Annotated in this window: 9 protein-coding genes, 1 tRNA gene and 2 pseudogenes; 4 read left to right on the top strand and 8 right to left on the bottom strand. The window is 69.2% G+C overall.

Going from position 1 to position 11479, the window contains the following annotated elements:
- Positions 1–93: 93 nt before the first annotated feature.
- From IE318_RS43335 to IE318_RS43310, 6 genes are all read right to left on the bottom strand, one after another.
- Complete coding sequence (locus IE318_RS43335) at positions 94–516, bottom strand: ATP-binding protein (protein ID WP_189908335.1); 423 nt, start codon at positions 514–516, stop codon at positions 94–96.
- 582 nt (positions 517–1098) lie between these two features.
- Complete coding sequence (locus tag IE318_RS43330) at positions 1099–1971, bottom strand: polysaccharide deacetylase family protein (RefSeq protein ID WP_229904189.1); 873 nt, start codon at positions 1969–1971, stop codon at positions 1099–1101.
- On the bottom strand, positions 1968–2954 hold the full coding sequence (speB, locus tag IE318_RS43325) for an agmatinase (protein WP_189908332.1): 987 nt from the start codon (positions 2952–2954) through the stop codon (positions 1968–1970). The genes IE318_RS43330 and speB overlap by 4 nt, the downstream gene beginning before the upstream one ends.
- Entirely contained in the window at positions 2942–3715 is a 774-nt protein-coding gene (locus tag IE318_RS43320; protein ID WP_189908331.1) for an SDR family NAD(P)-dependent oxidoreductase, read from the bottom strand. Before IE318_RS43320 ends, speB begins: the two co-directional genes overlap by 13 nt.
- Positions 3716–3717: 2 nt before the next feature.
- Positions 3718–4431, bottom strand: coding sequence for an SDR family NAD(P)-dependent oxidoreductase (locus IE318_RS43315; RefSeq protein WP_189908330.1), 714 nt, complete (start codon positions 4429–4431; stop codon positions 3718–3720).
- Positions 4428–5966 carry an APC family permease gene (locus tag IE318_RS43310; protein ID WP_229904188.1) on the bottom strand — a complete coding sequence of 513 codons (1539 nt, stop codon included), beginning with the start codon at positions 5964–5966 and terminating at the stop codon, positions 4428–4430. The genes IE318_RS43315 and IE318_RS43310 overlap by 4 nt, the downstream gene beginning before the upstream one ends.
- A gap of 231 nt (positions 5967–6197) precedes the next feature.
- On the opposite strand from IE318_RS43310, the gene IE318_RS43305 reads away from it, so the two are divergent.
- Positions 6198–7718, top strand: coding sequence for a PucR family transcriptional regulator (locus IE318_RS43305; protein WP_189908329.1), 1521 nt, complete (start codon positions 6198–6200; stop codon positions 7716–7718).
- Between the two features lie 190 nt (positions 7719–7908).
- On the opposite strand, the pseudogene IE318_RS43300 reads toward IE318_RS43305, so the two are convergent.
- Positions 7909–8019 (bottom strand): annotated as a pseudogene (locus IE318_RS43300) (IS5/IS1182 family transposase); the annotation flags it as partial.
- Positions 8020–8396: 377 nt separating this feature from the next.
- Here IE318_RS43300 and IE318_RS43295 point away from each other — a divergent pair.
- Positions 8397–8600, top strand: coding sequence for a cold-shock protein (locus IE318_RS43295; protein ID WP_189908328.1), 204 nt, complete (start codon positions 8397–8399; stop codon positions 8598–8600).
- Between the two features lie 49 nt (positions 8601–8649).
- Positions 8650–8726 (top strand) — tRNA-Met (locus IE318_RS43290).
- A 122-nt stretch (positions 8727–8848) separates the two neighbouring features.
- Here the strand turns inward: IE318_RS43290 and IE318_RS43285 are convergent.
- Positions 8849–10139: pseudogene (locus tag IE318_RS43285) on the bottom strand (IS256 family transposase).
- 309 nt (positions 10140–10448) lie between these two features.
- Here IE318_RS43285 and IE318_RS43280 point away from each other — a divergent pair.
- Complete coding sequence (locus IE318_RS43280) at positions 10449–11330, top strand: hypothetical protein (protein ID WP_229904187.1); 882 nt, start codon at positions 10449–10451, stop codon at positions 11328–11330.
- Positions 11331–11479: the final 149 nt, after the last annotated feature.

Here is an 11479-nt window from a genome sequence, read left to right as displayed (position 1 = left end):
CCCACGTGCCCGCACAGCGCGGTGAAGCAGGAAGCCCCCGGAAGGGTCAGACGACCCAGGCCGGAATCCCTGGACTTCAGGCCAGGGAGCACGTCAACTCGCGTGCGTTGAAGGTGGCGGTTGGAAGCAGGCGATGACGTCTTTGCCGCGCGGGCAACGGCGGACCTGCCAGCCGTCGGCGAGGGCGTCGACCAGGAGCAGCCCGCGCCCCCCGAGGGCGCTGTCATCTGCGTGACGTTGTCGAGGCAGCCGTGTTGAGGCGTCATGCACAGTCACGTGCAGGCATTTCTCGTCCCAGGTGAGGATGAGCTGCGCGTCGGTGCCGGCGTGGGCATGGGCGTTGGTGACCAGCTCGGATACGGCCAGCACGACCGAGTCCACCAGATCCGGTGCTGTCCGGTCCCAGCCGAGGGTGATCAGATGCTTACGGGTCCAGTCCCTGGCTGCCCTCACTCCGCTGCTGATCGGGAACGAACGCGCCCATCCGACAGCCCCCAGTGATGAGTCCTGCGCCACGGTCTCTCCTTCAGCCAAGCCACGGGTCTCTTGTTCCATCTGCCCAGCACACAGCAGCACCAACATGGGCCTGCAGACGATGCGGCCGGCCGGCAGCCACGGCGAGAACGGACCTGATGAAGCACGGCCACAGGCGCGGTGTGGCCAGGACGTCCCGCTGGACCTCACTGTGGTGGAGAAAGCGACGGGGGACGTCGTCGGGGAGGCGGCGCTCAACGGTTGGACCACGAGTACGGCAAGCTGCGCGGTACCGGCCTCGGGCAGCATGCGGACTCAGCCTGGCGTGGTCCTGATCGGACCGGCCCTGGCCGGCCGAGATACCCACCTAGGTGGCCGAGCAAGGACGTCACTCGCGAGCTGTCGGTGGATCTGTGTGTGTACGCCAACCCCAGCACCACCCACGTGCACTGGCCGACGGAGTCCACGGCCTGTCGCTGAGTTGCCGAATGCTGCCTCATCAAGATCCCTGCGACCACCGCCCGCGACCAGCGCGGACACACGATCAACAGCCCGCACCAGCCCCGTGACCAGCGACTTCAAGATAGTGGATCTTCAGTACAGGTGGTGCGGCCAGTCGGCGTGTCACATGTGGGGATCAGGTGGCGTAAGGGTGCGTGGTGACAGGCCGAGGGATCGGACGTGGCGGGCGATGTCGATCAGTGGGGCCACCCAGGTGTCCGCCGCCGCGCTGACTCGTTCGACGAGTTCTTCCAGGGCGGCCGCCCGTGAGGGCCGGCCGGTCAGGAAGGGGTGGGTGGTGAGGACGAAGCAGCCGCCCTCCCGTCGGAGAGCCTCGAACTCCAGGGTCCAGATCTCCAGAGCCTTGCGCGGGCTCTCGATCAGTCCGCTGCCGGAGATACCGGGGAGATAGCAGTACTGCTCCCAGTCGTCCAGGGCCCACTGGATCGGGATCTCGACCAGCGACTGCGCTCCCGGCACGGCGAGTTCGTAGGGGTGGTCGGCGTCCATGAGGCTGCTGTCGTAGAGGAAGCCGCGGTCGGCCAGCAAACGGGGGGAGTTGTAGGTGAGTTCCCACATGGGAGCCCGGTACCCCACCGGCCTCACACCGGCCGTCGATTCCAGCGCGTCCAGACCCCGGTCGAGGTAGTCGGCCTCGGTGCTGGGGTCGGCGCCGGTCAGCGGCTCGTGCAGATAGCCGTGGTGTGCGATCTCGTGGCCGGCGTCCGCGATGGCCCGCACCGTGTCGGGGTGGCGCCGCGCCGTCCATCCGGGGACGAAGAACGTCGCCCTCACGCCGTGGCGATCCAGCATCTTCAGCAGCCTGGGGACGCCGACCAGCGGCCCGTAGGACTGGTGGCTCATCACGGACATGCGCTGTGCGGCCTCGGGGTGCTGGTGCAGCACGGCCGACTCGGCGTCGACGTCGAAGCTGAAACAGGCCGCGGCGCGCATCTCCCCCGGCCAGTCGACGGGCTGCGCCGGTCGCGGAGTCACCGGCGGCCTCCCGCGCACAGGGAGACGAACTCGTAGGCGACGTTGGCCGCGGCGACGCTGGTGATGTCCGCGTGGTCGTAGGCCGGGGACACCTCGACGACGTCGGCGCCGACCAGGTTGAGGCCCTTGAAGCCGCGGATGATGCCGAGCAGTTCTCTGCTGGTCATGCCGCCCGCCTCCGGGGTGCCGGTGGCAGGTGCGTGGGCGGGGTCGAGCACGTCGATGTCGACGGACACGTACAGCGGCGCCTCGGCGATCGTCTGGCGCAGCCGGGTCACCACGTCGCGCACGCTCAGGGTCTCCAGGTCGGCACAGTGCACGATGGTGAAGCCCAACTCCGCGTCGCTGCTGAGGTCCTGGAGGTCGTAGAGCGAACCGCGGATGCCGACGTGCGCGCTGGAGCCGGGCAGGAACAGGCCTTCCTCGGCGGCGCGACGGAACGGGGTGCCGTGGGTGAGTGGCGCGTCGAAGTAGGTGTCCCAGGTGTCGAGATGGGCGTCGAAGTGCACCAGGGCGACGGGTCCGTGGACCCGGTTCATGGCGCGCAGCAGCGGATAGGCGATGGTGTGGTCGCCGCCGAGGGTCACCAGTCGGGCACCGTCGCGGATCAGCTCGTAGGCCCCTTCCTCGATCTCCTTGCTCGCGGCCGCGATGTCGAAGGGATTGCAGGCGAGGTCGCCCGCGTCGACGACCTGCTGGTCGCGGAAGGGCATGACGTCGAGCTGCGGGTTGTAGGGGCGCAGCAGCCGGGAGGCCTCGCGGATCGCGGAAGGTCCGAAGCGGGCCCCGGGGCGGAAGGTCACACCCGCGTCGAAAGGGACGCCGGCGACGGCCACGTCGTGCCTCGGTACGTCGTGGATACGGGGCAGTCGTGCGAAGGTCGTCAGGCCCGCGTAGCGGGGGCTGGCCTGGCCGTCGGTCTGGCCGACGGGCGGTGTGGCGGTGTTGTCGGTGTTCGCGTCAGGGCGGGTTACACGCGGCATCGGGTGGATCCTCCGTTGATCTGTAGTGTCTGGCCCGCGAAGGAGCCGACCCGGAAGTCGGTGAGCAGGGCGACGGCGGAGGCGATCTCCTCCGGCCGGCCGATGCGGCCGAGCGGGATGTTCTGGGCGTAGAGCTTGTGCATGTCGTCGAGGGGCAGCCCCGCGCTGTCCGCGTCTACCTGGAGCTGAGGGGTGTCGATGACGCCGGGGGCGACGGCGTTGACCACGATTCCCTCGGGTGCGAGCTCTCGGCCGAGCGTTTTGACCAGGGAGATCAGCCCGGCCTTCGAGGCGGAGTAGGCGGTGGCCTCGGGCCATCCGGTGACGCCCCACTCGGAGGAGATGACGACGATGCGGCCCCGGCCGCGCCGGCGCATGCCGGGCAGGACAGCCTGGATGAGGTGGAAGGTGCCGGTCAGGTTGGTGTCGACGACCTTCCACCAGTCGGCCTCGTCGTGGTCGGTGAAGCGGCCCATGGTCATGTAGGCGGCGTTGCAGACCAGGACATCGATGTCGCCGAGTTGCTGGTTCAGACGGCCGACCAGGGCGTGGACCTGCGCGCGATCGGATACGTCGGCCACGGCTGGGACGCCGCCGATGGCTGACGCGATGGCGTCCATGGCGGGGGTGTGCGCGCGGTCGCCGACCGCGACGCGCGCTCCGTCGTGGGCCAGGCGGGCCGCGACGGCCCGCCCGATTCCCTGGGTGGCACCGGTGACGAGGGCGACCGCGCCGTCCAGCGGCTGGTGGGAGTGGTCCATGGTCAGATCACCGCTCCGCAGTTGGGTGAGAGGACTTCGCCGGTGCAGAAGGTCGCCTCGTCGACGAGGAACCGCACGCTCGCGGCGACCTCGTCCGGGCGGCCCAGGCGCCGGGTGGGCAGGGTCGCGAGGTAGTCCGGGGCCCGCCAGGGCGAGTCGGGGGCGAGCAGGGGGGTGTCGGTGGGGCCGGGGGCGACGGCGTTGACGCGGACGCCGCTGGAGGCGACCTCGGCCGCCAGGCTGCGGACGAGGCCGATGACGGCGCCCTTGGCGGCGGCGTAGTGGGCGTCGCCGTCGCCGCCGCCGATGGCCAGCTCGGAGGTGACGGCGACGATGCTGCCGCCGCGGCGCGCGACCATCGAGGGAAGGACCGCGCGGGCGGTGTTGGCCAGTCCGCCGAGGTGGACCCGCAGCATCCGGTTCCACTTCTCGGGGCTGATGTCGCAGAAGGGCTGGATCTCGTAGTGACCGGCCGCGCTGACCAGGGCGTGGATGGGGCCGAGGTCCGCTTCCGCCTGGCCGACCGCGGCGCGCACAGCGGCGGGGTCGGAGACGTCGGCGGCCAGGGACAGCGCGAGCGCCGGGGCGGAGGCCGGGCGCAGGTCGAGACTCGCGACGGTCCACCCGGCCGTGTGCAGCGCGGCGGCGATGCTGGCTCCGATGCCGCTTCCGGCCCCCGTGACGAGCGCTGTCTTCCGTGCGCCGGGCGCGTTCATGCGGACTCCCTCCGGAGGTCGATCGCCGGAGCGGCGGAGGCGGGCGGTGTGGAATCCGCGGGGCCGGTCGTGGTGAGCCGGTCGGCCAGGGGCCGCCGGATGCGCCCCCGGACGGCGGCGAAGACGACGGCTCCGAGGACGGTGAGCACCGCGGTGGTCAGGATCATGCTCCAGCGCAGGTACCAGGTGTCGCCCATGGAGGCGCGCGGCCAGGCGATGTTGATGGTCTGCGCGATGGTCCACAGCGCGGCGAGCAGGGTCACGGGGGTGCCCCAGCGGCCGAGGCTGAACGCTCCGGGCTGCCACTTCCCGCGCAGCCGGGTGACGGCGGCACCGACGACGGGGACCGCGAAGGCGATCTGGAAGCCCATGGTGGTGAAGTTGACCAGCGCGCCGTAGAGGTTCGAGCCGGACAGCAGGACGAAGACGGCGGCGACGACACCGGTCAGCGCGATCGCGTTCACCGGCAGGCGCTCGGGTCCGGCCAGCTTCTCCAGTCGGCGTGAGACCGGCAGCGCGTTGTCGCGGGCGGAGGCCCACAGGCAGCGGGAGACGGCGGCCTGGACGGCGAGGAAGCTCGAGAGGAAGCCGATCACGAACAGGACCAGCAGGGGCCGGCCGATCCCGGAGCCGAACTGGGTGACGAGCGTGTCGGTCACCGGGTCGCCGGTCTTGGCTGCCATGACCTTGTTCAGGTGGGGGATGGAGAGCACCAGGGCGATGCTGGAGTACATCACGATCGCGGCGACGCACAGCAGCGACAGGATGATCGCCTTGGGCACGTTGCGCTCGGGCTTGTCGACCTCCTCGGCGATGGACCCGGCCGCCTCGAAGCCGACGAAGGACCAGCCGACGTAGGCTACGGCGATCAGCATCGGGCCGCCGAGCCAGGAACCGGCGGACTGGGTGCCGAAGCCGTCGAAGAGCACGTGCACCGGGTTGACCCGGTGGAACAGCAGCAGCACGGTGCTCAGTCCGACCGAGCCGATGATCTCGCAGGCGATGCTGGCGACGACCATCACCTTCAGGACCGTGCGACCCACCATGTTGGTGATGCTTCCGGCCGCCAGGATCGCGATGGCGGTACCGGTGGTGGCGGTGTGGCTGGGGTCGGAGACCCCCACGGCCGGCAGCAGGAATCCGGCCGCTCCGTAGGCGAGCGTGGACAGCGCGAGCGTCAGGCCCCAGGAGTACGCCCATGCCGCGACCCAGCCCCACGAGGTGCCGCGTACGTGCCTGGCCCACTGGTACACGCTGCCCGCGTACGGCCACCGGGAGGCGAGCTCGCCGAAGACGAGGGCGACGAGCAGCTGCCCGGCCAGCACGACCGGGAAGGCCCACAGGAACGCGGGACCGGCGGCGAACAGCCCGAGGGTGAAGATCGCGTAGAGCGCGACGATGGGCGAGACGTCCGCGAAGGCCATCGAGAAGGCCGCGCGGAAGCTGAAGCCCTGGTTGAGACGGCTGACCTGCTCGCCCCCGGATGCCGGTGTGCCGTGTCCCGGCGGAGGGGACGCGCCTTCATGTCTTGTCACTGCTGGCTCCTCGTCCGACCCCTGCCTTCAGGGTCCGCATCGGCTACCCACCAGCCACTCGGTGGCCGGAATCCGTTGGCCGGAAGGGCATCAGTCTGCGATCAGGGGGGTCAGCCTTTCTACGCGACGAAAGGCACAATCACCCATTGTGCTTTGAGCGATCACACAACATACTTCTGTATACACACAAACAACGTGGGGGTGCTTGTGTCGGAAACAGTGGCGAACGTATTGAACCTCCCCCACCTGCGCCTTGAGCTCTTCGCCGGCGAGGGGGGCCTGCAAAGGACCGTCTCCTGGGCCCATGCCTCGGATCTGGACAGTCCATGGGACTGGATGGCCGGCGGCGAACTGCTCATGCGCAACGGGCGCACGCTGCCGCGTGACGGCCGAGCCCAGGCAAAACTGCTGCACGGCTGTGCGGACGCGGGCGCCAGCGGGATCGTGATCGGCGAGGACCACCAGACGCCGCCGCTCACCGACGAACTGGCCGCGGCGGCCGAGGAGCGTGCCCTGGCCGTGCTCACGGTTCCCTACTCGGTCAGCTTCGCGGCACTGGCCAGAGCGGTCGCCGACGCCACTTCGGGCGAGGCCCCCGTCCGCGTCGGCCAGATCGAGCGAATCTACGGCGCTCTGCGGGACGCCCTCGGCGGACGGACCGGCGAGTCCCCGACCGCCCGGCTGGGCCGTGACCTGGGCTGCAGGCTGCTGCTTCTGGACACGTCCACCGGAAACCCGGTCGAACCGGCGGCCCCGGCGCCGGAGGACGCACTGCGCTCGGCCCTGCTCGCCGAAGTCCGTGCCCACGACGGCCGTATCCCCGGCGTGCTGCACGTTCCGCTCGCCGACGGCACCACGGCGCTCGCGGTCGAGGTCCCCGCAGAGGAGCCGACCGTCCTGCTCGCTGTACGGCTGCCCGGCGCGGACACCTCGCTGCTGCACCACCTGGCCACCGCCGCCGCGGTCGAGACGGCCCACCAAGGGATGCTGCGCGAGCACGAGCGACGGCTCGGCGGCGAGCTGCTCGCCCGCCTCTTCGACATGGGCATCGACGCGACCGCCGCGGACCGCGAGCTGGCCGCCGCCGGCATCGACCCCGCCCGCGCCGTCGTCATGGCCGCCCAGTCCGACGACAGCGCCGGCCAGCGCGACCTGCATCTGGCGCTGGGCCGACGCCGAATCCCCCACTTGCTGCTACGCAGCGGAGAGCTGCTGTACGCCCTGGTGGGCGACGCCTGGCCGGGCATCGAGGCGGTGCGCCAGAAGCTCGGGCCGGACGCCGCCCTCGGGGTGAGCGCCGCGGCCGGCACCCCCGGGCGACTGCCCGCCGCCCGGCGCGAGGCCGTCTGGGCACTGTCCCTGGCACGCAAGGCGCCCGGAAGGATCTCCCGCTACGGGGAGGAGACGACGTTCACGGTGCTACGCAGCACCGAGGAGGCCCAGGTGCTCGTCGACCGCGTCCTTGGCCCCCTGCTTGCCTACGACGCGCACCACGGAACCGAGCTGACCGCCTCGCTGGAGACGTTCTTGCAGCACCGGCGCTCCTGGCAGCGGACCGCCGCCGCCCTGAGCGTCCACAAGCAGACCGTCATGTACCGCATGCAGCGCGTCGAGCAGCTCACCGGCCGCACCCTGGCGGAAACGGCGGACATCACGGACCTATGGCTCGCCTTCCAGGCCCGCGCGCTGCTCTCCGGCGCCCCCACCCCCGCAAGTCCACGTTCTTCCGACGCATCGGGTTCGGCGGGCTGATGCCCGGCGGCGGCTCGGACACCGGCTTCAAGGGACGGCGTGTTGGTACGGGACCCTTGCCTGGAAGGCGGGAGCCCACCTCGGCGACGAGTTCAGCGAGCACATCAGCCGACAGGCCCGTGATCCTCCGATCGCTGATGACCGCTGCACGAGACGCGTCCCCCACCACACGACCATGATCGACAATCGAGACCTTGTCGAGCAGGGGCAGCAGCTGGGTGACATCGTTGCGGTTTCCACCGGTCAGCGACACCGCGAGAGGGATGCCCGGTCCCTCCGTGAGGACGTGGTGCTTGCTGCCCGAGCTCGCCATGACCGACCTCATGGCCCGCCGCCTCACCGGCGAGTACACCATCTCCTGGCGCAACCCGACATCATCGGATCAAGACGTCATCACGGGATGAAACAACGAGAGGAAACGACCTCTGACGCTGCGGGGTCTGGGGTGCGGCGCTTGGTGACAGGGGGGTGCGTCGACAATGACGGCGGTTGTGTTGGCCGCGCCCGATCGGGCAGTGGCGATGTACGCGGCCTTGGCGCGGCGACACGGACGCGCTGCAGGCAATGATCGGATAACCGGGTTGCGAGTGGGGTAGGACGTGCGCTGGGTGTCTTCTAGCTGGAAGGCCCCCGTCTCACCCAGAACTGGCTCTCCCAGCGAGAACGAAGGACGGCAGCATGGCCAGCGGCACTGTGAAGTGGTTCAACGCCGAGAAGGGCTTCGGATTCATCGCCCAGGACGGCGGTCCGGACGTCTTCGCGCACTACTCCAACATCAAGGGCAACGGATACCGGGAACTCGTTGAAGGGGAGACGGTCACCTTCGACGTCACCCAGGGCCAGAAAGGCCCGCAGGCCGAGAACATCGTCCGCGGCGGCTGACGCCCGACCCGAGTCCCGCATGATCCACCATGTAGAGTGGCATCACCGACGCGGGGTGGAGCAGCTCGGTAGCTCGCTGGGCTCATAACCCAGAGGTCGCAGGTTCAAATCCTGTCCCCGCTACCAGAAGAAGGGGCCCGCAAACGCGGGCCCCTTCTGCGCTGCCGCCGGCGGAACATCCCAGCCGGCCTGCACGGAGACGTCATGATCGGGTCTGTCAAACGAATGGTGTAACCAGGGTGGTTGGGTTACTGGCGGGCTGCTGAGAGTCGGCCGTCGAAGGTGATGTCGAAGGCGTTCAGCGCGGTCTTCCAGCGCACGCCAGCGGGCCTGGCCCTTGCCGGTGGGATCGAGCGACATGATGGCCATGTAGACGCACTTCAGGGCGGCCTGCTCGTTCGGGACGTGTCCGCGGGCCTTGACCGCTCGCCGGATCCGCGCGTTGACCGACTCGATCGCGTTGGTGGTGCAGACGATGCGGCGGATCTCGGTGTCGAACCGCAGGAACGGCGTGAACTCCTCCCAAGCGTTCTCCCAGAGTTTCACGATCGCCGGATACTTGCTGCCCCACGCGTCGGCGAACTCGGCGAACCGCTCCAGTGCGGCCTCCTCGGTCGGCGCGGTGTAGACGGGCTTGAGGAGCCTGGCGATCTTGTCCCAGTCCTGGCGGGCGGCATAGCGGAAGGAGTTCCGCAGCAGGTGGGCCACGCAGGTCTGCTCGATGGTCCTCGGCCAGACCGTCTCTACTGCCCCGGGCAAGCCTTTGAGGCCGTCGCAGACGAGCATGAGCACGTCGCTCACGCCGCGGTTCTTGATCTCGGTGAGGATGTGCAGCCAGTGCTTGGCGGCCTCACCGCCGTCGCCGGCCCACAGACCCAAAATCTCGCGCCGGCCTTCGGTGGTGACGGCCAGGGCCACGTAGATGGGCCGGTTGGCGACGGCGCCGTCGCGGATCTTCACGTGGATGGCGTCGATGAAAACTACCGGATAGACGGAGTCCAGAGGACGGCTCTGCCATTCGGCCATGCCCTCGAGGACCTTGTCGGTGATGGTGGAGATGGTCTGCCGGGAGACCTCGGCGCCATAGACCTCCGCAAGGTGAGCCTGGACCTCACCGGTGGTCAGGCCCTTCGCGGCCAGCGAGATCACCATCTCGTCGACGCCGGTCAGGCGCTTCTGCCGCTTTTTGACGATCTTCGGCTCGAAGGAGCCGTCCCGGTCGCGGGGCACGGCTATCTCCACCGGTCCCACGTCGGTCAGGACGGTCTTGGAGCGTTTGCCGTTGCGGGAGTTGCCACCGCCCTTGCCCGCCGGATCGTGCTTGTCATAGCCGAGGTGGTCGGTGATCTCGCCTTCGAGAGCGGACTCCAGGAGCCGCTTGGTCAGCTGCTGCAGCAGTCCGCCCTCGCCGGTCAGCTGCAGGCCCTCTGCCTGGGCCCGGCTCACCAACTCGTCGATCAGCTGGTCGTCCACGGCCCTGGCCGACACAGCCGCTGCCGACTCGCCGGCCTCGTGCTCGGCCACGTTCTCACTGGTCATCGATGCACTTCCATGATCGGGAGTTACACCGAACGATTTACAGTCCCGTCCCCCGTCCTCGTGGCATGAGAGCCCCCATGCCACTGAGCCGGTGGTTTGTGAGTGAGGGTTCATGAGGGCAGCTCGCGCGCACGGTCCGTCTGGAGGACGAGGCCGGGCTCTGCCGTCCGACGGAGGTGAACGCTCCCCGTGGTGGACGTACACGAGCAAGGTGATGCCCGAGGCTGGAGGTCTTGCCGAGGAAGGGGTATCCGGGTGGATCGTTGGGATCGGGTTGGACGGTGCGCGGGATACGGGGCGGCGCTGGCAATGTCGCCCTATCTGTTGATCAAGGTGTCGTGGGTCGTCGGCTCGCTGCTGGGACTGGCGCCGGTCGGGGAGGGTTTCAACCTGGCCGGGTGGGTCCTCCTCAATACCGTGACGATCGGTATGGCGGGGATCGGTATCGCCCTGGCGCTCGCCCTGGTGCGGCCCTGGGGCATGCGGATACCAGGATGGCTGGTGGCCTTCTGCACCTGGACGGGAGCAGGGTTCCTCGTGTCGATCTTGCCCTACGCCGTGCTCAGTACGGTGCTGGATGCTCAAGGCAGCGGCGCGACGAAGCGGGGCGACGACTCTGCCATGCCTGGGTGGGAAGGCACACTGATCCAGTTCAGCTTTGTCGGGATGGGGTTGGGGCTGGCCCTCGCGCTCCCCGCCTACCTGCGGCGGCGCTGGCCGGAAGCCTTCACCGCGCGAGTCGGAGACGGTAGTCGTGCGGCTGTGCCATGGGCCGCTGTCGTCGCAGCCGTCGTCGGACTTGCGTGGGCGTATTGGGCAGTTGGTGGCACCCTCGGAGTCGCACATCCGGCGCAGAGGGACACCAATGGGTACCTGCTGACGGGCGTGGGTGCACTCTGGGCCCTCGCCGGATCCACCGCCGTCTGGATGCTCGTTCGACAACGTCCTACCCGAGGGCCCCACCGGCTCTTGCTGACGCTCGGCTGGCTCGGGTCGGGCTCGCTCTTCGCCTGGAGCGGTTGGAAACTGCCCCTCACGCTCTTCGTGGCACTGGCCCACCCCAGCGACGTCACCTTGCCGGAAAACCTCGCCGTCGCTGCGGTGCTTCACCTGGCTGCGGTCGTGGCGGGAGTCGGCATGCTGAGATCACTTGTCGGCTCGCGCCCACGCACCCTAAAGGCTGTCCCGTAACTCTTGGACGCAGATGTGGTGGACTTGCTGTGGCGGGTGTGATCACGTCGTTGGCGCCGTCCCGGACAGCCCCGTTACTGACGTTGTTGTCGTGATGTCGTCAAGGTGAGTCCGGTTTCGGCGAGGCATCCGTTGATGAGGTTGCTGCG

The organism is Streptomyces spiralis (assembly GCF_014654675.1).
Classification (GTDB): domain Bacteria; phylum Actinomycetota; class Actinomycetes; order Streptomycetales; family Streptomycetaceae; genus Streptomyces; species Streptomyces spiralis.
This window is presented reverse-complemented; position numbering and strand designations above follow the sequence as displayed.

Coding starts and splice junctions, on each gene's coding strand:
- speB (WP_189908332.1), bottom strand. CDS start 2,954: ATGCCGCGTGTAACCCGCCCTGACGCGAACACCGACAACACCGCCACA.
- IE318_RS43320 (WP_189908331.1), bottom strand. CDS start 3,715: ATGGACCACTCCCACCAGCCGCTGGACGGCGCGGTCGCCCTCGTCACC.
- IE318_RS43315 (WP_189908330.1), bottom strand. CDS start 4,431: ATGAACGCGCCCGGCGCACGGAAGACAGCGCTCGTCACGGGGGCCGGA.
- IE318_RS43295 (WP_189908328.1), top strand. CDS start 8,397: ATGGCCAGCGGCACTGTGAAGTGGTTCAACGCCGAGAAGGGCTTCGGA.
- IE318_RS43280 (WP_229904187.1), top strand. CDS start 10,449: ATGTCGCCCTATCTGTTGATCAAGGTGTCGTGGGTCGTCGGCTCGCTG.